Here is a 21305-nt window from a genome sequence, read left to right on the forward strand (position 1 = left end):
CGGCTTCGGCGTGGGGTGGTGCCCCTCCGGGGGCTCTCCTCGGCTCGCGCCAGGCGGCCGTGGTTGTGCCGTGCGGCCTGGGTTGCGCGCTCGTCCTGCGGGGAGCCCCCGGAGTGTCCCCACCCCACGGCGGAGGGGCTCGGCCGGGGTGGGGGTGCGGGGACGGTGGGGGGTGTCCCCGCAGGACGAGCGTGCAACCACCGGGTACGGCCGAGATGGCCCGTCACGCGCGAGCCGAGGAGACACCCCCCGGCGGCCCCGCACCCCCACCCCCCGGACCCGACCCCGCCCAACCGTGCCCAACCCAGCCCCGCCGGCGCTTGAGGCGCGACCACCGGGCCGCACCCGAAACGCACCGCCCGGCCAGGGCAACGGCGGGGTCAGATGCCCAGGGACGCCACCGTCAGCTTGGCCACGGCCTCCTTCTCGCCGTCCAGCGTCACCGACGCCGCCGCCTGACGGCCGAAGCAGAACAGCGTCAGCTCCCCCGGCTCGCCCGTCACCGTGACCACCGGCGCGCCCTTGCGCGCCACCGCCGTCCGCCCGTCGTGACGCCTCAGTACCAGGCCCACCGGCGAGCGCCGGCCCGTCAGGCGGGCCAGCTTCTCCAGCCGGGACCACAGGGCGTCGGAGAAGACCGGGTCCAGCTCCCGCGGGGACCAGTCCGGCTGCGCCCGGCGGACGTCCTCCGCGTGGACGTAGAACTCGACCGCGTTCGCCGCCTCGTCGATCTGCTTCAGCGCGTACACCGACATCCTCGGCGGGCCGGTCCTGATCAGCTGGATCAGTTCCTCGTACGGCTTGGCCGTGTACTCCTCCATGACCTTGTCCAGGCGGGCCTTCAGCACGTTCAGCAGCAGGCCGCCCGCCGCGTCCGGCCGCCGCTCGCGGACCACCACGTGCGCGGCCAGCTCGCGACAGGTCCAGCCGGCGCACAGCGTGGGGGCCTCCGGGCCGGCCGCCTCCAACAGGTCCGCCAGGAGCAGACGTTCACGCTTCGCATGGGTAGACATGCGGGCCAGCCTACGGCGGGAACCCGCCGAACACCCGCCCATCAGGCGGACGGGGATCAACACCCCTGCTCCGGCCCGGCACAATGTCCACATGAGTACGTCCCCCCGCCCCGGCAACCTCGACCCCGCCATCGCCGCGCGCCTCAAGCGCTCCGCCGACGGCCTGGTCCCGGCCATCGCCCAGCAGTACGACACCGGTGAGGTGCTCATGCTCGGCTGGATGGACGACGAGGCCCTGCACCGCACCCTGACCACCGGCCGCTGCACCTACTGGTCCCGCAGCCGCCAGGAGTACTGGGTGAAGGGGGACACGTCCGGTCACTTCCAGCACGTGAAATCCGTCGCGCTCGACTGCGATGCCGACACCGTGCTCGTCCAGGTGGACCAGGTCGGAGCGGCCTGCCACACCGGGGCGCGCACCTGTTTCGACGAAGATGTCCTCCTCCGCGCAGCCGACTAGGTAGGGTCCCCCGAAATGGATCTTGAGACGTTCCGCAAGCTCGCGGCCGACCGCCGCGTCATCCCCGTGAGCCGCAAGCTGCTGGCCGACGGGGACACCCCCGTCGGGCTCTACCGCAAGCTGGCAGCCGAACGCCCCGGCACCTTCCTCCTGGAGTCCGCCGAGAACGGGCGCTCCTGGTCCCGGTACTCCTTCATCGGGGTCCGCAGCGACGCCACCCTGACCGCCCGGGACGGCCGGGCGCACTGGATCGGCACGCCGCCCGTCGGCGTACCCACCGACGGCGACCCCCTCGACGCCCTGCGCGCCACCGTCGAGGCCCTGCACACCCCCCGCGACCTCGCGGGCGGCATGCCTCCCTTCACCGGCGGCATGGTCGGCTACCTCGGCTACGACATCGTCCGCCGCCTGGAGCGCATCGGCGAGCACACCGCCGACGACCTGGAGCTGCCCGAGCTGACGATGCTGCTCACCTCGGACCTGGCGGTCCTGGACCACTGGGACGGCACCGTCCAGCTCATCGCCAACGCCATCAACCACAACGACCTCGACTCCGGGGTCGACGAGGCGTACGCGGACGCCGTGGCCCGCCTCGACGCGATGGAGGCCGACCTCGCGCGGCCCGCCCCCTACGTGCCGGCCGCGCTGCCCGCCTCCGAGCTGCCCGAGTTCTCAGCCCTCTGGGGCGGCGAGAAGTACCAGGCGGCCGTCGAGGACATCAAGGAGCGCATCCGGGCCGGCGAGGCCTTCCAGGTGGTGCCCTCGCAGCGGTTCGAGACCCCCTGCCAGGCCTCCGCGCTGGACGTCTACCGGGTGCTGCGGGCCACCAACCCGTCCCCGTACATGTACCTCTTCCGCTTCGAGAACGGCTTCGACGTGGTCGGCTCCAGCCCCGAGGCGCTGGTCAAGGTCGAGGACGGGCGGGCCATGGTCCACCCGATCGCCGGCACCCGCCACCGCGGCGCGACCCCGCAGGAGGACAACGACCTCGCCGACGAGCTGATGGCCGACCCCAAGGAGCGCGCCGAGCACCTGATGCTCGTCGACCTGGGCCGCAACGACCTCGGCCGGGTCTGCGAGCCGGGATCGGTGGAGGTCGTCGACTTCATGTCGATCGAGCGCTACTCCCACGTCATGCACATCGTCTCCACCGTGACGGGGCGCGTGGCCGAGGGGAAGACCGCCTTCGACGTGCTCACCGCCTGCTTCCCGGCCGGCACCCTCTCCGGCGCGCCCAAGCCCCGCGCCATGCAGATCATCGAGGAGCTGGAGCCCTCCCGCCGCGGCCTCTACGGCGGCTGCGTGGGCTACCTGGACTTCGCCGGGGACTCCGACACGGCCATCGCCATTCGCACCGCACTGCTGCGTGACGGCACGGCGTACGTGCAGGCCGGAGCCGGTGTCGTCGCGGACTCGGTGCCCGAGCTGGAGGACAACGAGTGCCGGAACAAGGCGGCCGCCGTGCTGCGCGCGGTGGGAGCGGCGAACCGCCTCCACGGCTCCTGAGGGCGTAAGGGATAGTGGGGTACGTGAGTGCCGTACCCCCGCCCCGAAACGAAGCCGACGCCGAGTCCGAGCCCGCGGCTCCCGACCGTCGTGGCGGCCGCCGCAGTGTGGCCGTCGCCCTGCTGCTCGGCGCCCTGGGCGCCACCGTCGTCCTGCTCGCCTCCGGCCGGACCTGGGCCCGGGGCACCGCCGCCATCGGCAGCGACTCGCTCCAGCTGACCGCCGACGGGCGGGCCGTCACCGGTCTGCCCGCCGCGCTGGCCATCGTGGGCCTCGCCGCACTGGTCGCCGTCTTCGCCGTACGCGGCAAGAGCCGTCTGCTGGTGTCGGGGCTGCTCGCGCTCAGCGGCCTGGGCGCGGCCCTGTCGGCCGTCCTCGGCGCCGACGGCCGCCGCGCCCTGGACGCGCAGGCCGCCCGTACGACCGCCGACAGTGCCGCCCATGTGGCCGGGCTGACCCAGACGACCTGGCCCTACGTCACGGCCGCCGGCGCGGTCCTGATCCTGGCGGCCGGTCTGCTGGCCCTGCGCTTCGGCCGGAGCTGGCCTTCCATGGGAGGCCGCTACGAGCGTGACGGCAGCCCGCGCGCCCGGACTGTCGCAGCGGTTGATCCGGACCGGCCGGAAGATCTGTGGAAGGCTCTGGACCGGGGCGAGGACCCGACCACCGACCCGGGCGCCGACCGGGCCCACTGACCCGACCCCCCTGGACGGCGAAGCCGCCCGGTGCGGGACAATGGTCGCCGAGCGTCCGACACAGACCGCACGTTCGACACAGCAGCGCGACAGAGCAACGAGGAGCAACTCATGGCGGGCACTAGCCACGGACACACCCCGGCCGCCTGGACCGGTGTCATCATCGCCTTCATCGGTTTCTGCATCTCCGGCGCCTTCATGGTGCTCGCGAACCCGCTCGGCTTCTGGGCCGGCCTCGTCGTCGTCGCGCTCGGCGGTGTCGTCGGCCTGGGGATGAAGGCCGCGGGCATGGGCGCGCCGAAGGCCGCCCACAAGGACCTCGCCGAGGTCATCGCCGCTTCCAAGGTTCCCGCCAAGGTCTGAGCGAGCGAGCGGCGCGGTCCGAAGGACCGGTCCGAAGCAGCGCAGCCGAAAGGCGCGGCCCCGCCGGGCTGCGCCTTTTGTCATGAGCGGAGAGAATCAGCAGGTGGACGCCTCTCGTACCCCCGATGCCCCGCCGTCACCGGCATCCGTGCCCGCGGAGCCGGGGCGGCCCGCCGGGCGGCCGTCCCCGTCGCGGGCCCGGCGGCTCGCCGTTCCGGCGTCCTACCTGGCCGGGGTCACCGCGGCCTTCGCGTACGTGGGCGCCGTGGATCCCAACGAGCCCGGCCACTACCCGGTGTGCCCGCTGTTCCGGCTGACGGGCGTCCTGTGCCCGGGCTGCGGGGGCCTGCGCAGCGCGCACGCCTTCGCGCAGGGCGATCTGGTCACCGCTCTCGGGGCGAACGCGCTCGCGGTCGCGGGCTATTTCGTCTTCGCGGGGTTCATGGCCCTGTGGCTGGTCCGCGCGTTCCGCGGCGGGCCGACCCCGAGGATCGTCCTGCGTCCGAGGTACTGGTGGGCGCTGGGTGTGCTGGCGCTGGTTTTCGTCATTGTCCGAAATCTTTCTTTCGGCTCCGCTCTGGCGCCCTGAGCCCCCTGGGCAGGCCCTATGAAGCACGGATTCCGAATGTCCAGTTACTGGGACAGCGTCAACCGCGTGCGGAGGGCAACGCCTCCTGCGGATACCATTTGAATGCCGACCTTGCTTCTGTACTTGTCTGCAAGGCGGCCGACCGTCATCGACCCGGAAGGGGGCCGCTCGCGTGAGTGTGCTCGACGAGATCATCGAAGGGGTCCGCGAAGACCTTGCCGAACGGCAGGCCCGCGTGAGCCTCGACGAGCTCAAGGAGCGTGCCGCCAAGGCGCCCCAGGCCAAGGACGGCGTCGCTGCCCTGCGCGGCGACAGCGTCAAGGTGATCTGCGAGGTCAAGCGCTCCAGCCCCTCCAAGGGCGCGCTGGCCGCCATCGCCGATCCGGCCGGGCTCGCCGCCGACTACGAGGCGGGCGGTGCGGCGGTCATCTCCGTCCTCACCGAGCAGCGCCGGTTCGGCGGCTCGCTGGCCGACCTGGAGGCCGTCCGCGCCCGCGTGGACATCCCGATCCTGCGCAAGGACTTCATCGTCACGGCGTACCAGCTCTGGGAGGCCCGCGCCTACGGCGCCGACCTCGTCCTGCTGATCGTCGCGGCCCTGGAGCAGGAGGCCCTCGTCTCCCTCATCGAGCGGGCCGAGTCCATCGGTCTCACCCCGCTCGTCGAGGTCCACGACGAGGAGGAAGTGGAGCGCGCGGTCGCCGCCGGCGCCAAGATCATCGGCGTCAACGCCCGCAACCTCAAGGACCTCAAGGTCGACCGCTCCACCTTCGAGCGCGTCGTCGGCGAGATCCCGGACCACATCGTCAAGATCGCCGAGTCCGGCATCCGTGGCCCGCACGACCTGATCGCCTACGCCAACGAGGGCGCCGACGCCGTCCTCGTCGGGGAGTCCCTGGTGACCGGCCGCGACCCGAAGGCGGCCGTGGCCGACCTCGTCGCCGCCGGCGCCCACCCCGCCCTGCGCCACGGGCGGAGCTGACCCGTACCCATGGCCCACGACCGCTCCTGCGTCCGCACCCGGCCGGGCTCCCGCCCGGCCGCCGTGCCGACGGCTCACGCGCCCCTGGCGCGCGGCTGCCGCCCCCGCGGCTGCCGCGCCCCGGCCCGGCGCGTGCACGGGCGGCGGGTCCGGTACGTGATCGGCTCCGAGCCCGGTCAGGTCAACGGCATGCGATGGCGCCGCGGAGGCGCGCTGTAACGAGGGCCGCCGCGGCCCGGTACGCGAGACGTACCGCCCCGCGCGCAGTTCCCGTACGGCCTGACGTCCCGGGCCGCCGGCCCCGGACGCGGGCCGCCCCGCACCGTACGCACGACATCCCCCAGCGGGGTGTGCGCGGCACGGGCGGGCGGCGCAATACGGTGAATCCACCCCGCCGCATCTCGCACCCGTAGGAGCACTGGACATGTCCAGCGAGTTCTTCATCCCGGACCCGGAGGGTCACGTTCCCAACGCCGAGGGCTACTTCGGTGACTTCGGCGGCAAGTTCATCCCGGAGGCGCTCGTCGCCGCCGTGGACGAGGTCGCCGTCGAGTACGAGAAGGCCAAGGGCGACCCGGCCTTCGCGGCCGAGCTCAACGACCTCATGGTCAACTACACCGGCCGCCCGAGCGCTCTCACCGAGGTGCCCCGCTTCGCCGAGCACGCCGGCGGCGCCCGGATCTTCCTCAAGCGCGAGGACCTGAACCACACCGGCTCGCACAAGATCAACAACGTGCTGGGCCAGGCGCTGCTCACCAAGCGCATGGGCAAGACCCGCGTCATCGCCGAGACCGGCGCCGGGCAGCACGGCGTGGCCACCGCCACCGCCTGCGCGCTCTTCGGCCTTGAGTGCACCATCTACATGGGCGAGATCGACACCCAGCGCCAGGCCCTCAACGTGGCCCGCATGCGCATGCTGGGCGCCGAGGTCATCGCCGTGAAGTCCGGCTCCCGGACGCTCAAGGACGCGATCAACGAGGCGTTCCGCGACTGGGTCGCCAACGTGGACCGGACCCACTACCTCTTCGGTACGGTCGCCGGCCCCCACCCCTTCCCGGCCATGGTCCGCGACTTCCACCGGGTCATCGGCGTCGAGGCACGCCGCCAGATCCTGGAGCGCGCCGGCCGGCTGCCGGACGCCGTCGCGGCCTGCGTCGGCGGCGGCTCCAACGCCATCGGCCTCTTCCACGCCTTCATCCCGGACGCCGGCGTCCGCCTGGTCGGCTTCGAGCCCGCCGGGCACGGCGTCGAGACCGGCGAGCACGCGGCCACGCTGACCGCCGGCGAGCCCGGGATCCTGCACGGCTCCCGCTCCTACGTCCTCCAGGACGAGGAGGGCCAGATCACCGAGCCGTACTCCATCTCGGCCGGCCTGGACTACCCGGGCATCGGCCCGGAGCACTCCTACCTCAAGGACTCCGGCCGCGGCGAGTACCGCGCGGTCACCGACGACGCGGCGATGCAGGCCCTGCGCCTGCTCTCGCGCACCGAGGGGATCATCCCGGCGATCGAGTCGGCGCACGCCCTCGCGGGCGCCCTCGACCTGGGCAAGGAGCTGGGCAAGGACGGCCTGCTGGTCGTCAACCTGTCCGGTCGCGGCGACAAGGACATGGACACGGCGGCCCGCTACTTCGGGCTGTACGACGGCGAGGGGGAGAACAAGTGAGCACCGGAAACCTCCAGCTGCTGAGCGACACCCTCGCCAAGGCGAAGTCCGAGGACCGCGCGGCCCTCGTCGCCTACCTCCCGGCCGGCTTCCCGACCGTCGACGGCGCCATCGAGGCGGTCAAGGCGGTCATCGAGGGCGGCGCGGACGTGGTCGAGATCGGCCTCCCGCACAGTGACCCGGTGCTGGACGGCGCGATCATCCAGACCGCCGACGACATCGCCCTGCGCGGTGGAGTCAAGATCGCCGACGTGATCCGCACGGTCCGCGAGGCCCACGAGGCGACCGGGGCCCCGGTCCTGGTGATGACCTACTGGAACCCCATCGACCGCTACGGCGTCGAGCGGTTCACGGCCGAGCTGGCGGCGGCGGGCGGTGCCGGCTGCATCCTGCCCGACCTGCCGGTGCAGGAGTCCGCGCTGTGGCGCGAGCACGCGGAGAAGCACGGTCTGGCGACCGTCTTCGTCGTGGCTCCCAGTAGCAAGGACGCCCGCCTGGCCACCATCACGGCGGCCGGCTCCGGCTTCGTCTACGCCGCCTCCCTCATGGGAGTCACCGGCACCCGCGAGTCCGTCGGCAACCAGGCCCAGGACCTGGTGCGGCGCACCCGCGCCACCACCGAGCTCCCGGTCTGCGTGGGACTCGGCGTCTCCAACGCCGTACAGGCCAAGGAGGTCGCGGGCTTCGCCGACGGTGTCATCGTCGGCTCGGCCTTCGTGAAGCTGCTCCTGGACGCGCCGGACCTGCCGGCCGGGCTGGACGCCGTACGGGCGCTCGCCGGCGAGCTCGCGGAAGGCGTACGCCGGAGCTGACGCGCGTTCGATCACGGCCACGGATGTCTGATCGGGTTCTGTAGCCCGATCGGGTGGAAGTGCGGGCAGGGAGGCACGCGAGTGCCTCCCTGCTTCGTTTGGCGGAACGTGAGCGAGAAGAACGACGGTGCGAACCGCGATGCGACGAAACGATCGGCCCGGGAACGACTCCTCGTGGAGCGCGAGCGGCAGAAGACCCGGGACAAGCGCCGGCGGACCCTCGTCGTGGCGGCGGCGGTGGTCGGCGTCCTCGGCCTGGCGACCGTCGTCGGCGTGATCGCGGCCAACACCGGCAAGAGCGGATCGGCCAAGGCGGGGCCGGTGGTCGCCCCCTCCGGGGCCACCGGGAAGGACGCCCTCGCCATCCAGGCGGGCAAGCCCGAGGCGAAGTCCTCCCTCACCGTGTGGGAGGACTTCCGCTGCCCCTCCTGCAAGTTCTTCGAGGACAACTACCGCGACGTCATCCACGACCTGGAGGCCAAGGGGCTGCTCAAGGTCGACTACCACCTGGTCACGCTCATCGACCGGAGGATGGGCGGCAGCGGCTCGCTGAAGGCGGCCAACGCGGCCGCCTGCGCGCAGGACGCCGGCAAGTTCACCGAGTACCACGACCTCCTCTTCCAGAACCAGCCGCAGGAGATCGACGACGCCTTCGGCAAGAACGCCAAGCTGCTGGAACTGGCGGGCAAGGTCGACGGGCTGGACACCCCTGAGTTCCGCTCGTGCGTCGAGGACGGCACGCACAACAGCTGGGTCGCCAAGTCGGACACCGCCTTCACCACCGGAGGGTTCCGGGGCACCCCGACCGTGCTGCTGAACGGCAAGGACATCCTTTCCGACCAGGCCAACCAGGTGACCCCGCAGAAGCTGAAGGAGCAGGTCGAGGCCGCGGCCAAGGGCCCGGGAGGCGCGGACGCCGGGGCCGGGGCCGAGAAGGGCTCACCGTCGGGCAGCGCGACCCCCGGATCCGGAGCGAAGGCCGCGGACAAGGCGGCGGACAAGCCCGGGGACAAGGCCGGGGCGAAGGCCTCGCCGTCGGCCTCGCGTACGGGATCGGGCGGATCCTCGTCCGGCGGGTCCTCGAACCGGTCCACCGGTGGGGCCTCCGGCGGTTCCTCCAGCGGGTCCTCGGAGGACTGACCGCGGCCGGTTCCAGGTCTGGATTTGGTTTCGTCTTGCCGGGCGGGTTGCGGTGCGCACCGCCCGGCAAGGTAGCGTCATGTCTGCCATGGACCTTGCTTACATCCCCAGTCCGTCGACCGGCGTGATCCATCTCGGACCGATCCCGCTCCGCGGCTACGCGTTCTGCATCATCATCGGCGTCTTCGTCGCCGTCTGGCTCGGCAACAGGCGATGGATCGCGCGCGGCGGAAAGCCGGGCACGGTCGCGGACATCGCCGTGTGGGCCGTGCCCTTCGGCCTGGTCGGTGGTCGCCTCTACCACGTGATCACCGACTACCAGCTCTACTTCGGCGCGGGCCGCAACTGGGTCGACGCCTTCAAGATCTGGGAGGGCGGACTCGGCATCTGGGGCGCCATCGCGCTCGGCGCGGTCGGTGCCTGGATCGGCTGTCGCCTGCGCGGGATCCCGCTGCCGGCCTGGGCGGACGCTCTGGCCCCCGGTATCGCGCTGGCCCAGGCCTGCGGACGCTGGGGCAACTGGTTCAACCAGGAGCTGTACGGCCGGGCCACCGACCTGCCGTGGGCGGTGGAGATCAGCGCGGGCCCGAACCGGGACGCCGGCACCTACCACCCGACCTTCCTGTACGAGTCGCTGTGGTGCATCGGTGTCGCGCTGCTGGTCCTCTGGGCCGACCGCCGCTTCACGCTCGGCCACGGACGGGCCTTCGCCCTGTACGTCGCCGCGTACTGCGTCGGCCGCGGCTGGATCGAGTACATGCGCGTCGACGAGGCGCACCACATCCTGGGCGTCCGGCTGAACGTCTGGACCTCGATCGTCGTCTTCGTCCTCGCGGTCGTCTACCTGGTGCTGTCGGCGAAGCTGCGGCCGGGCCGCGAGTCGGTCGTCGAGCCGGACACCTCGGGCGGCAAGGACGGCGGCGACGCGGCTCCGGCCGACGCGGACGCCCCCGCCGAAGCCGCTGACGCGGAGAAGGCCGAGCCCGCCGAGGCCAAGACGCCCGTCCTCACGAAGGACGCACCCGCCAAGGCCGAGGCCGAGGCCCCGGAGGCGGGCAAGCGCTGACCCGATCGCTCTGCGAAGGGGGGTGCCGCGTACAGCGGCACCCCCCTTCGCGTTCGCCACATCCAGCCCCGCCGGCGTTCGACCGTGCAGATCCAGCCCCGCCGGCGTTTGAGGCGCGGGGTCCGGGGCGGAGCCCCGGGATACGGCGGCCGGGGTCAGCGGGCGGCCATGCGAGCGGCGAGCTCAAGGGTGCGGTGGGCCGCGGCCACCACCGCCGGATCCACGAACCGCCCGTCGGGCAGGGCCAGCGCCCCCGGCGTCGCGCGGGCCGCGCTCAGCACCTCCACGGCAGCGCTGACCTCCTCGTCCGCCGGGAGATAGGCCCGCTCGATCACCGGGAGCTGGCGCGGATGGATCGCCGCCCGGCCGAGGAAGCCCAGGGAGCGGCCGCGGGCGCACGAGACGGCCAGCGACTCCAGGTCCCGGATGTCGGGGAACACCGACTGCGCCGGGGGCGTCAGCCCCGCGGCCCGGGCCGCGACCACCACCCGGGACCGGCACCAGTCCAGGCCCGTCTCCGCGCTGACGGCCAGGTCGGCCCGCAGGTCCGCCTCGCCGAGGGAGAGCCCGCGCAGGGCGGGATGCGCGCGGGCGATCTCGTACGCGCGCTCCACGGCCACGGCCGATTCGAGCAGGGCGTGCAGGTTCACCCCGCCGGTGCGCTCCGCGACGGCCGTGATCTGCGCCGGAGCGCTGATCTTGGGCAGCCGCAGCCCCGCGAGTCCGTGCAGCCCGCCGAGCGCGGTGAGGTCGGCGCCGCCCCAGGGGGAGTCCAGGGCGTTGACGCGGACGTGGACGGGGAGCGGGGGCCGCTCGGCGAGCAGGTCGGCGGTCGCGGCGCGCGCGTACTCCTTGCGCGAGGCCGGAACCGCGTCCTCCAGGTCGACGATGACGGCGTCCGCCCCGCAGCCGAGGGCCTTGGCGACCACCTCCGGGCGGTCGCCGGGCGCGTACAGCCAGGTCAGGATCACAGGGCTCCCTCGGTCCGCAGTGCGGTGATCTCGGCCTCGGTCAGCCCGAGCTCGGTCAGGACCTCGTCGGTGTCCGCCCCGTGCGGGCGGCCCGCCCAGCGGATCCCGCCCGGGGTCTCGGAGAGCCGGAAGAGGATGTTCTGCATGCGCAGCGGGCCCAGTTCCGGGTCCTCGACCTCGGTGATCGTGTCGAGGGCCGCGAACTGCGGGTCGGCCATCACGTCCCGGACGTCGTAGACCTGGGCGACGGCCGCCTCGGCCTCCTCGAACTCGGCGACCACCTCCTCGGCCTTGTGCCGGGCGATCCAGCCGCCGACCGCCTCGTCCAGCACGTCGGCGTGCCGGGCCCGCCCGGCGCCGGTCGCGAACCAGGGCTCGGCGATCAGCTCGGGCCGGCCCACCAGCCGCACCACCCGCTCGGCGATGGACTGCGCCGAGGCGGAGACCGCAAGCCAGCGCCCGTCGGCACTGCGGTAGGTGTTGCGGGGGGCGTTGTTCGCGGAGCGGTTGCCGGTGCGCGGCTGGACGTAGCCGAGCTGGTCGTACCAGAGCGGGTGCGGGCCGAGCACGGTGAGGATCGGTTCCACGATCGCCAGGTCCACGACCTGACCGTGCCCGGTGCGATCCCGCCCGGCGAGGGCGGTCATCACGGCGTACGCGCAGGTGAGCGCGGCGATCGAGTCGGCGAGCCCGAAGGGCGGCAGGGTCGGCGGCCCGTCCGGCTCCCCGGTGATCGAGGCGAAACCGCTCATCGCCTCGGCGAGCGTTCCGAAGCCCGGACGGTGGGCGTACGGGCCGTGCTGGCCGAAGGCCGTGACGCGCGCCAGGACCAGGCGCGGGTTGGCGGCGGACAGCTCGGGCCAGCCCAGCCCCCACTTCTCCAGGGTGCCGGGGCGGAAGTTCTCGACGACCACGTCGGCGGTGGCGGCGAGGCGCAGCAGGGTGTCCCGGCCGCCCGGGGTGGACAGGTCGAGGGTCATCGTCCGCTTGTTCCGGCCGAGGAGCTTCCACCACAGGCCGATGCCGTCCTTGGCGGGGCCGTGGCCGCGCGAGGGGTCGGGACGGCCGGGGTGCTCGACCTTGACGACCTCGGCCCCGAAGTCACCGAGCAGGGTGGCGGTCAGCGGTCCGGCGAAGAGGGTGGCCAGGTCGAGCACGCGGAGCCCTTCCAGCGGCCCTTGCCCTGGCCGGGCTTCGGCGGGGGCGGGGGCGGTGGCTTCGGTGGGGCCGGGCGCGCGCCGGGGCGTCTCCTCGGGCGCCGAACGGTGCCCGGGGTCGGAAAGCGCGGCGGTGGTGCGTTCGGCGCCCTGCGGGGATCGCCCCGACACACTTCCGGCCCCGCCGGAGCAGCTCGGGGGCCGGCGCCCGTCGGGGGTCACGAGGCGGCTCCGCGCTGCGCCGCGGCGAAGGCGTCGGTCTCGGCGCGGGTCGGCATCGAGTCCTGGGCTCCCGGGCGCTGGACGGAGAGCGCGGCCGCCGCCGAGGCCCAGCGCAGGGCCTCGGGCATCGGCCGGCCCTCGCCCAGGGCCACGGCGAGGGCGCCGACGAAGGTGTCCCCGGCGGCGGTCGTGTCCATGGCCCGCACCCGGGGCGCGGGCACGGTCAGCGCCTCCCGGCCGCGGGCGGCGTACAGCGCCCCCGCCGCGCCGAGGGTGATCACCACCTCGGGCACCTCGGCCAGCAGGGCCTCGGCGGCCTGGAGGGGGTCGGTGAGGCCGGTGAGGGCGGCCGCCTCGTGCTCGTTCGGGACGAGGAGGTCGGTGGCGGCGAGCAGATCGGCGGGCAGCGGCTGGGCGGGGGCCGGGGTGAGCACCGTACGGACGCCGTGCGCGCGGGCGGCGAGGGCCCCGGCGAGGACGGCGGCCAGGGGCAGTTCGAGCTGGAGGAGGAGGGAACCGGCGGCGGCGATCCGGGCCTCGTCCCCCGTCTCCAGACCGGTGACGGCGGCGTTCGCGCCGGGGATGACGATGATGCTGTTGCCGCCCTCGTCGTCGACCGTGATGTGGGCGGTGCCGCTGGCGCCCTCGACGGTGCGCAGGGCCGCCGTGTCGACCCGGGCCGCGGTGAGCGCGGAGCGCAGCCGTACGCCGAACTCGTCGGCCCCGACCGCGCCGATCATCACCACCTCCCCGCCGGAGCGGGCGGCGGCGACGGCCTGGTTGGCGCCCTTGCCGCCGGGGACCGTGCGGAAAGCGCGGCCGGTGACGGTCTCTCCGAGGCGGGGGGCCTTGGGGACGTAGGCGACGAGGTCCATGTTCGTACTGCCGAGCACGGCGATGGCCGTCATGAGCGTGCTGCCTCCTGTGCGGTGAGTCGGGCGAGGGTGTCGAAGCCGATGCCGTCGAAGCCGGGGACGGTGGTGGCGAGGCGGTTCTTCAGGGGCGCGGTCCAGCGGTGCGGGAGGGCGTCGGGGGAGCCGGTGAGCAGCCCGGCGAGGGCGCCGGCCGTGGCTCCGTTGGAGTCGGTGTCCCAGCCGCCGGACACGGCGCGGCAGACGGAGCGGGTGAAGTCCCCGTCGGCGTGGGTGAGGGCGGCGGCGATCAGCGCGGTGTTGGGCACGGCGTGGACCCAGTGGTAGTGCCCGTAGCGGGCATGCAGCCGGTCGACGACGAGGTCGAAGTCCTCCGGCTCCGCGCGGGCCGTCCGGATCCCGAAGCGGACGGCCTCGGCGAGGCGCGAGCGGGGCGGTACGAAGGCCAGCCCGGTCCGGAGCGCGGTGTGGACGTCCGACCTGCCGGTGGCGGCGGTGGCGGTGGCGGCCGCGACGAAGAGGGCGGCGTAGACGCCGTTGCCGGTGTGGGTCAGGGCGGCGTCCCGGTAGGCCTGGGCCGCGGCGGCGGCCGGATCGCCCGGATTGGTCCAGCCGTGGACGTCGGCGCGGATCAGCGCGCCGATCCACTCGCGGAAGGGGTTGTGGTGGGTGGCGGTGACGGGCGGCTCCAGACCCAGGAGGAGATTGCGGTAGGCGATGCGCTCGGCGGTGAAGGTCCGCCCGGCCGGCAGCTCGTCGAGCCAGAGGCGGGCCACGTCGGCGGTGGTGAAGCCCTTGCCGTGCCGCTGGAGCAGGAGCAGCCCGAGGAGGGGGTAGTTGAGATCGTCGTCCTCGGGCATGCCGTCGATGTTCTCGGCGAGGGAGGTCGGGGCGGAGCGGCGGTTCCAGGGGTGGGCGGCCAGCACCCGGGGCGGTACGCCGCGTTCGCTGAACCAGTCGTTCAGCGGCCAGTTGCCGGCGGCGCGGGCCAGTGCCCGGATCCCCTCCAGGGGCAGCTTCTCGACGGGTTTCCCGAGCAGACACCCGACGGCCCGCCCCACCCAGGCGGCTTCCAGCCGCTCCCGCAGGGCGGCCTCCGGCCCGGTCGGCAGCAGGGGGTGCGGCCCGGCGCCGCCCGGCGGTTGCGCGGGCCGGGCCGGGCCGTGCCCGGGCTCCGGCTCCGTACCCGGGGGAGTTGCCCCGGGCACGGCCTCTGCTGCACGGGGCGGTGCGGGGCTCGGGGCGGTGGCTCGTGCCCCCGGCCCTGCGGTCGGGCATTCGCCCGGGTGTGCCGGCGGGTCCGGGAGTCCGGTGGTCCGGTCCGCCGGTCCGCCGGGGGGCGGCTGCCGGGGATCGCGTGCGGGCACGGCCTCTGCTGCGCGGGGCGGTGCGGGGCGCGCAGTGGTGGCTCCGTGCCCCGGCCCTGCGGGCGGGAGGGCCGCCGGGTTCGGGAGGCCGGTGGGCCGGTCTCCGTGGGCCGTGGTGGGCCAGGTGGCTCGGATGGCGGGCCAGGAGTGGGGTTCGTCGGCTTCGGAGGGGGGTGGGAGTTGCGCCAGGGCGTCCAGGAGGCGGGTGGCCAGGGCGCGGAGTTCCGGTGGGGCAGGCGTGAGGGAGGCGCCCGCGCGGTCCGGGGCGGGGTGGCCGCCCGCCGCGAGCCAGGCGCGGAGGGCGGGGGCCGGGTCCCGGCCGTCCTCCGCGGCCTGGCGCAGTTCGTGCCCGACGAGGTCCTCGGGCTGGGCCCAGGTCAGCCGCAGGAGCCCGCCCGCCGGGCCGGGATCCGGGTCCGCCCCGGGCTCCCGCGGGGAGCGGTGCCGGGCCGGGCCCGGGGCGTCGCGGGATTCCGGCGGGGGCGCGGGAGCGGCCGGGGCGGACCCGGCGCCGCCCGTCACCGGTCTGCCGCGATCGCGGTGAAGGCCGACTCGTGGGTCCTGCGGCGGGAGCGGTCGAGGGCGAAGATCTCCCGGGCCACCGCGGCCAGCGCCTCGGCCGGGGCGTGCAGGTCGAGGCGGCTGGCCTCGGCGACCTGCTTGGCCCAGGCGGCCGGGACCACGGCCTCGCCGCCCAGGGCCCCGGCGACCGCCCCCGCCATGGTGGCGATGGAGTCGCAGTCCCGGCCGTAGTTGACCGCGCCGAGCACCGCGGTCTCGTACCGCCCGTCCGCGACGAGCAGCATCCCGAGCGCGACCGGGAGCTCCTCGATGGCGTGCAGGCGGGAGGGGCGGCGGGCGCCGAGCGACGGGTTGCGGTAGTCCGGGCCGACCGAGTCGTACGGGGTCACCGCCGCCCGCAGCGGGGCCAGCGCCGACTCGAAGTCCCGGTGGCCGGAGGCCACTTCGCGGACGGCCGCGATCGCGTCGCGCGTGCCGTCCTTGGCCAGGGACAGGGCCGTGTCCACCACCGAGGCGGCCGTCGCCCCCGGCACGCACGCGGCCGCCACCGCCGCCGCGAACACGCCCGCCGCCTCCCGTCCGTACGAGGACTGGTGCGCGCCGGCGATGTCCAGCGCCTCCGCGTACGCGCCCGCCGGATTACCCGCGTTGGCGATGCCCACCGGCGCCATGTACATCGCCGCGCCGCAGTTGACGATGTTGCCGCTGCCGGCCTCGCGGGGGTCGGCGTGCGCGTAGTGCAGCCGGGTCACGATCCACTTCTCGGCGAGGAAGATCCGCTGCAACGGCAGTGCCTCGGCCTCCAGTTCCGGGATCCAGCGGGGCGTGGACATCAGGTCGGGGACCAGGTGCTCGGCGATCGCGTAGGCGTCGAGGTGGTCCCGTACGGCCTCGTACACCCGTACCAGCGCGTGCGTCATCAGGGTGTCGTCCGTGACGTGCCCGTCGCCCTTGTGGTACGGCGCGATGGGACGGGCCGTGCGCCAGTCCTCGTACCAGGGGCCGACGATGCCGTGCACGCGCCCGCCGTGCCGTTCCACGATCTGGTCCGGGGTCCAGCCCTCCACCGGGCCGCCGAGCGCGTCGCCGACGGCGGCTCCGACGAGAGCGCCGCGGGCCCGGTCCTCCAACGTGAGCGTCATGTCCGAATCATCCCTTGGGTGAGGTGAGTTCCGTGGCCGCGAGGAGCGCGGCGAGTTCCACGAGGTCGGTGCCGGCGAGACGCGGGAGGGCGCAGCCGGAGAGGGTGCGGCAGGCCTCGCGCCAGGCGGCGGGGATCGAGTCGCCGCCGCCGAGGACGCCGGTAAGCGCGCCAGCCAGGGCGGGGGCGGAGTCCGCGACGCGGGACAGGCAGGCGGCGGCCGGGACGGCCTCGGTCATCCTGCCGCGGGCGGCGGTGGCGAGGGCGAGGGCCACGGGGACGGTCTCGGCGGCGGCGATCCCGTAGCTGTAGACGTGGTCGACGATCTCGTGTTCGAGGATGGGGACGATGGCGAAGGCGCCGCCGTCCGTGTGCGTACGGGCGAGGCGGACCGCGTGCCGGGCGTTGCGGCCGATCTCGGTGGCCTCGGGGAGCTGGGCGAGGGCGGCGTCCACGGCGGCGTCGACGGCGTCGGCGGCACCGGCGGCACCGGCGGCACCGGCGGCACCGACGGCACCGGCGGCGCTCAAGGCGGTGGCGATGGCGGCGGCCATGGCGCGGGCGCCGTGCACCCCGTCGCCGTCCTGGGTGTAGCGGGCGTCGAACTCGGCGAGGTCGGCCGCCGCGCGGGCGTCGCCGGGATGCACGACGGCGAGGACGCAGGCGCGGACGCAGGCGGCGTCGTCGAAGTAGTGCGGGTTGTCGTGGCCGGTGGCGGGCGGGCGCAGGCCGGTGGCGAGGTTGCCGAGGCCGGCGCGGACGGAGATCCGGGCGCGGAGGGGGAGGACGGCGGACTCGACCTCGGGCGCGCGTTCCGCTGCCGCGGCGACCTCGGAGGCGAGGGCGTTCCACGCGAGGTCGATGGCGGCGCGCATGCGGCGGGACCGGGAGAGGTCGCTGAGCAGCACACCGGCGGCGGTGAGTACGGACTCGGCGACGAAGGCGGCCCATTCGGCGTCGTCGGAGGGGCCGAGGCGAAGGGGTTCGGGGGGCTGGTTGAGGGCGATGGGGACGGGGAGGGTGGTGGTGGCGTTCTGCTCGGCGAAGGTGTCGAGCTCGCGGGTGAGGCGGCGGGTCCACTCGGGCATCCGGCTGGCGCGGTGGCGGGCGGCGGGCCACCCGGCCGCGTCGCCTGCGGCGAGCCCGAGGAGAAGGCCCTCGATGGGCCGGGCCCTTGCGGGCAGCCCGGCGGGACGTTCCGGGGTCCGGACCCTGATCCCGGTCGTGCCGACGGCCCGTGCGAGGGCGGGGTCGGCGGTGCCTGCGGCATGCTGCCCTGCGCGGACCACGACTCCGGGAGCGTCGGCTCCGGCCACGGCGACGGTCGCGGATGCCGTCTCGACCCCGGTCGTGCCGACGGCTCGTGCGAGGGCGGGGTCGGCCGTGCCTGCGGCATGCTGCCCGGCGCGGACCACGGTCCCGGCGCCCGCTCCGGGAGCGTCGGCTCCGGCCACGGCCACGGTCGCGGATGCCGTTTCGACCCCGGTCGTGCCGACGGCTCGTGCGAGGGCGGGGTCGGCGGTGCCTGCGGCATGCTGCCCGGCGCGGACCGCGGTCCCGGCGCCCGCTCCGGGAGCGTCGGCTCCGGCCACGGCGACGGTCGCGGATGCCGTCTCGACCCCGGTCGTGCCGACGGCCCGCGCGAGGGCGGTGTCGGCCGTGCCTGCGGCATGCTGCCCGGCGCGGACCGCGGTCCCGGCGCCCGCTCCGGGAGCGTCGGCTCCGGCCCTGGTCCGGGAAACCGGTTCGACCCCGGCCGTGCCGGCAGCGGGCTGCCCGACCCGGACCGCCGTCCCGGGACCATCGGCCCTGCCCGCGGCCCCGGGCCCGGTCCCGAGTGTGCCTGGGGCGGGCTGCCCGGTGCGGACCACGATCCGGGATCCCGCCGTGGGAGCGGGAGCGAGGACGCTTCCCGCTCCGCCTCCCTCTCCCTCCGCACCCGAGGGCGGTGCCGGTGCTGTACGCGGCGGCATCCCGGCCGGGGCCGCGTGCCCAGGGGGCAGGCCCGCGTACCGCCGTTCCGCCGGAGCCGGACCCGAAGCCGCGGCCAGGTCTGCGACGGCCGGGGCCGGGCCCGGACCCGGGGGCCGCGCGGGCGCCTCGGCCCGGGCCTGACCGCCCGGGGTCAGGCTCCCGTGCCCCCGATCGGCCGGGAGCGGGGCCGAGGGCAGACTCCCGGACCTTGGCTCCGCCGGTGCCGTACCCAGACCCGTACCCGGGGCCGGGTTCGCCGGGGACAGTGCCAGCCCCACGGACCGGGCCTGACCGCCCGGGGTCAGGACTCCGAGCCCAGGTTCGGCCGGGTTCGGGCCCGGACCCGGGGGTGGCGCGAGCGCCTCGGCCCGGGCCTGACCGGCTGGGGTCAGGCGCCCGGGGCCCCGCTCGGCCGGGGTCGGGGGTCGGCCTGCGGGGCTCGGCGCCGCCGGTGGCGCGCCCGTACCCAGACCCGTGCTCGGGGTCGGATCCGCCGGGGGCAGCGCCGGCGTCCGGTCGTCCGGGGTGAGGGTCATCGGGCGGCCTCGCATTCCGGGGTGAGGAGGTCCGCGATGTCCAGGACGTGGTAGCCCCGCATCGAGGGGAGGCAGCTGCCGCGGACCGGGCCGATGGCCGAGGACCAGGCGGCGGGGATCGCGGCGGCTCCCGACAGCGCGCCGGCCAGGGCGCCCGCCACCGCCGCGGTGGTGTCGGCGTCGCGGCCCATGTTCACGGCGGTGAGGACGGAGGACGGGAAGTCGCCCCGGCAGGCGGCGAAGGCGCCGAAGGCCAGGCCCACCGCCTCCGGGGCCAGGTCGGTCCACGGGTAGCCGCCGATGACCACCGCCGAGCGCACCGCCCGTTCGCCGCGCGGGGCGGCGGTGACCGCCCGGCGCAGGGAGCGGGCCGTCCAGGAGTCGGACGGGATGACGGACAGGGCCGCCGAGATCACCGAGGCGGGGGAGCCGCCCGCCATGGCCGCGGCCACGCCCGCCGCGACCGCCTGGCCGCCGTAGATGCCCTCGCCGTCGTGGCTGACCGAGCCGTCGATGGCGACGAGCCGGGCCGCTTCGGCGGGCCGGCCCGCGGCGAAGACGCCGAACGGCGCGGCCCGCATGGCCAGGCCGTCCGACCACGCGTGCCGGTGCTGGGCGGAGATGGGCGCGGCCAGGCCCCGGCGGAGATTCTCCAGGGTGCCGCGCTCCGAGAACCCCGCGCCCCGGAACGGGCCTTCGTCGAGGTCGGCGATCCAGTGGTGCCAGGCCCGCTCGACGTGGGAGACGGTGAGCGCCGAGCCGTGGCGGGCCAGCAGCAGCCCCGAGAAGATCGCGTACTCGGTGTCGTCCGTGCCCGCCGGGTCCTCCGACACGAACCCCTCGATGCGGCCCCACTTCGCCCGGATCTCCGACGGCTTCATGTTCTCCGCGGGGGCGCCCAGCGCGTCGCCGACGGCGAGTCCGAGAAGAGCGCCCCTGGCCCGTTCGAGGAGGACCTGCGGATTGCATGCAATCAGCTTCATCGGCTCCATGGCGCGCCTCTCCCACATTGGATGGGGCTCATCATGAGCCCTTGGGGGATTTGTGCCATGGCATGTGGTTTGTCGCTCGTCGCGAAACACCCCGCGAACACCCCCGTCACCCGGTCGCCGACCCGCAAAAGCCCAGGTAAGTACGGCCTTCCTTGCTGGCGGGCGACAGAAATCGTGCGTAGTTTCGAGGTGTTCAGGGGGAGCGGGGCGCGTTGCGGCGTCCGATCGCACATTTGGGGAGATTCCACGCATGTCCATCATCGACATCGAAGCACCGCTGCACACCGCGCACCGCGACAACCACACCCACCGCGACGTCAACGGCGGATGGCTGAGGCCGGCCGTCTTCGGTGCCATGGACGGGCTCGTCTCGAACCTCGCCCTGATGACCGGTGTGGCCGGCGGCGCCGTCGCCCCGCAGACCGTCGTCATCACCGGGCTGGCGGGTCTCGCGGCCGGCGCCTTCTCGATGGCGGCCGGCGAATACACCTCCGTCGCCTCGCAGCGCGAACTGGTCCTCGCCGAACTGGACGTGGAGCGCCAGCAGTTGCGCAAGCACCCGATCGACGAGATGGAGGAGCTCGCGGAGCTCTACGTCTCCCGGGGCGTCGAGCCGTCGCTCGCCCGCGAGGTCGCCATGCAGCTCTCGCGCGATCCCGAGCAGGCGCTGGAGATCCACGCCCGCGAGGAGCTCGGGATCGACCCCGACGACCTGCCCTCGCCGCTGGTCGCCGCGGTCTCGTCGTTCGGTTCGTTCGCGCTGGGCGCGCTGCTCCCCGTACTGCCGTACCTGCTCGGCGCCACCGCCCTGTGGCCCGCGGTGCTGCTCGCGCTGGCCGGGCTCTTCGTCTGCGGTGCGGTCGTCTCCCGGGTCACCGCGCGGTCCTGGTGGTACAGCGGCGTCCGCCAGCTGGTCCTGGGTGGCGCGGCCGCCGGTGTGACGTACATCCTGGGAACCTGGATCGGCGGAGCCATAGGCTGACCGCGGCTGGAGTGAGACACTATGCAGTACGCAACATAAGTAGTCCGTTACCCGGCGGTTTCGAATCCGTGTCCGCCGGGAATCACACCAGGGCTCCGGGCAACGATGCCCGCCCTGCACCGGGACCTCCGCCTCGCGCGATACCTCCGTAGAGCGCCGCGAAAGTCCCCTCTTTCTGCCTCGTGCAGTCCGCATGCTGGAATGACGTATCCGCTTCTCGGGATTGTCGTCATCATGTAATCTGCACGAAATTTCGCAGAGGGCCAACGTCGTCCCT

At 74.4% G+C, this 21305-nt stretch carries 19 protein-coding genes and 1 pseudogene; 12 read left to right on the plus strand and 8 right to left on the minus strand.

Annotated elements, in window-relative coordinates:
• Positions 1-380 precede the first annotated feature (380 nt).
• Positions 381-1013 carry a TIGR03085 family metal-binding protein gene (locus KO717_RS26525; RefSeq protein ID WP_301371714.1) on the minus strand — a complete coding sequence of 211 codons (633 nt, stop codon included), beginning with the start codon at positions 1011-1013 and terminating at the stop codon, positions 381-383.
• A 91-nt stretch (positions 1014-1104) separates the two neighbouring features.
• On the opposite strand from KO717_RS26525, the gene hisI reads away from it, so the two are divergent.
• The 11 genes and pseudogenes from hisI to lgt all read left to right on the plus strand — a co-directional run bounded on the left by hisI (position 1105) and on the right by lgt (position 10292).
• Positions 1105-1473, plus strand: a complete 369-nt coding sequence (gene hisI / locus KO717_RS26530) for a phosphoribosyl-AMP cyclohydrolase (RefSeq protein ID WP_030012381.1) — start codon at positions 1105-1107, stop codon at positions 1471-1473.
• Positions 1474-1488: 15 nt separating this feature from the next.
• Entirely contained in the window at positions 1489-2979 is a 1491-nt protein-coding gene (locus tag KO717_RS26535; protein WP_301371715.1) for an anthranilate synthase component I, read from the plus strand.
• A gap of 14 nt (positions 2980-2993) precedes the next feature.
• The gene (locus KO717_RS26540; RefSeq protein ID WP_301371716.1) at positions 2994-3674 is read left to right on the plus strand and encodes a TIGR02234 family membrane protein; all 681 of its coding nucleotides are present in this window, start codon (positions 2994-2996) and stop codon (positions 3672-3674) included.
• 111 nt (positions 3675-3785) lie between these two features.
• Positions 3786-4037 carry an HGxxPAAW family protein gene (locus tag KO717_RS26545; protein ID WP_030773215.1) on the plus strand — a complete coding sequence of 84 codons (252 nt, stop codon included), beginning with the start codon at positions 3786-3788 and terminating at the stop codon, positions 4035-4037.
• 82 nt (positions 4038-4119) lie between these two features.
• Positions 4120-4626 carry a DUF2752 domain-containing protein gene (locus KO717_RS26550; protein ID WP_301371717.1) on the plus strand — a complete coding sequence of 169 codons (507 nt, stop codon included), beginning with the start codon at positions 4120-4122 and terminating at the stop codon, positions 4624-4626.
• A 172-nt stretch (positions 4627-4798) separates the two neighbouring features.
• Positions 4799-5608: an indole-3-glycerol phosphate synthase TrpC gene (trpC, locus tag KO717_RS26555; protein WP_030012837.1), complete on the plus strand. Its 810-nt coding sequence runs from the start codon at positions 4799-4801 to the stop codon at positions 5606-5608.
• Between the two features lie 9 nt (positions 5609-5617).
• Positions 5618-5827: a tryptophan biosynthesis modulator TrpM gene (gene trpM, locus KO717_RS26560; RefSeq protein WP_301371718.1), complete on the plus strand. Its 210-nt coding sequence runs from the start codon at positions 5618-5620 to the stop codon at positions 5825-5827.
• A 205-nt stretch (positions 5828-6032) separates the two neighbouring features.
• On the plus strand, positions 6033-7274 hold the full coding sequence (gene trpB / locus KO717_RS26565) for a tryptophan synthase subunit beta (protein WP_301371719.1): 1242 nt from the start codon (positions 6033-6035) through the stop codon (positions 7272-7274).
• A complete protein-coding gene (gene trpA, locus KO717_RS26570) occupies positions 7271-8086 on the plus strand; it encodes a tryptophan synthase subunit alpha (RefSeq protein WP_189736136.1) in 816 nt (271 codons plus the stop codon). Before trpB ends, trpA begins: the two co-directional genes overlap by 4 nt.
• A gap of 108 nt (positions 8087-8194) precedes the next feature.
• Positions 8195-8986 (plus strand): annotated as a pseudogene (locus KO717_RS26575) (DsbA family protein); the annotation flags it as partial.
• 328 nt (positions 8987-9314) lie between these two features.
• Positions 9315-10292 carry a prolipoprotein diacylglyceryl transferase gene (gene lgt, locus KO717_RS26580; RefSeq protein ID WP_301371721.1) on the plus strand — a complete coding sequence of 326 codons (978 nt, stop codon included), beginning with the start codon at positions 9315-9317 and terminating at the stop codon, positions 10290-10292.
• A 155-nt stretch (positions 10293-10447) separates the two neighbouring features.
• Here lgt and KO717_RS26585 read toward each other — a convergent pair whose 3' ends face one another.
• The 7 genes from KO717_RS26585 to KO717_RS26615 all read right to left on the minus strand — a co-directional run bounded on the left by KO717_RS26585 (position 10448) and on the right by KO717_RS26615 (position 20037).
• Positions 10448-11263 carry an HpcH/HpaI aldolase/citrate lyase family protein gene (locus KO717_RS26585; RefSeq protein WP_301371722.1) on the minus strand — a complete coding sequence of 272 codons (816 nt, stop codon included), beginning with the start codon at positions 11261-11263 and terminating at the stop codon, positions 10448-10450.
• Positions 11260-12435, minus strand: coding sequence for a CaiB/BaiF CoA transferase family protein (locus KO717_RS26590; RefSeq protein WP_301374769.1), 1176 nt, complete (start codon positions 12433-12435; stop codon positions 11260-11262). Before KO717_RS26590 ends, KO717_RS26585 begins: the two co-directional genes overlap by 4 nt.
• A 203-nt stretch (positions 12436-12638) precedes the next feature.
• Positions 12639-13550 carry a ribokinase gene (gene rbsK / locus KO717_RS26595; protein ID WP_301371723.1) on the minus strand — a complete coding sequence of 304 codons (912 nt, stop codon included), beginning with the start codon at positions 13548-13550 and terminating at the stop codon, positions 12639-12641.
• A complete protein-coding gene (locus tag KO717_RS26600) occupies positions 13547-15268 on the minus strand; it encodes an ADP-ribosylglycohydrolase family protein (RefSeq protein ID WP_301374770.1) in 1722 nt (573 codons plus the stop codon). Before KO717_RS26600 ends, rbsK begins: the two co-directional genes overlap by 4 nt.
• Before the next feature lie 131 nt (positions 15269-15399).
• Complete coding sequence (locus tag KO717_RS26605) at positions 15400-16545, minus strand: ADP-ribosylglycohydrolase family protein (protein WP_301371724.1); 1146 nt, start codon at positions 16543-16545, stop codon at positions 15400-15402.
• 7 nt (positions 16546-16552) lie between these two features.
• Positions 16553-17860: an ADP-ribosylglycohydrolase family protein gene (locus KO717_RS26610; RefSeq protein ID WP_437184654.1), complete on the minus strand. Its 1308-nt coding sequence runs from the start codon at positions 17858-17860 to the stop codon at positions 16553-16555.
• 1190 nt (positions 17861-19050) lie between these two features.
• Positions 19051-20037: an ADP-ribosylglycohydrolase family protein gene (locus KO717_RS26615; protein ID WP_301371725.1), complete on the minus strand. Its 987-nt coding sequence runs from the start codon at positions 20035-20037 to the stop codon at positions 19051-19053.
• A 259-nt stretch (positions 20038-20296) separates the two neighbouring features.
• On the opposite strand from KO717_RS26615, the gene KO717_RS26620 reads away from it, so the two are divergent.
• The gene (locus KO717_RS26620; RefSeq protein ID WP_301371726.1) at positions 20297-21028 is read left to right on the plus strand and encodes a VIT1/CCC1 transporter family protein; all 732 of its coding nucleotides are present in this window, start codon (positions 20297-20299) and stop codon (positions 21026-21028) included.
• Positions 21029-21305 lie beyond the last annotated feature (277 nt).

This window comes from Streptomyces xanthophaeus (assembly GCF_030440515.1).
GTDB classification, from domain to species: Bacteria; Actinomycetota; Actinomycetes; order Streptomycetales; family Streptomycetaceae; genus Streptomyces; species Streptomyces kutzneri.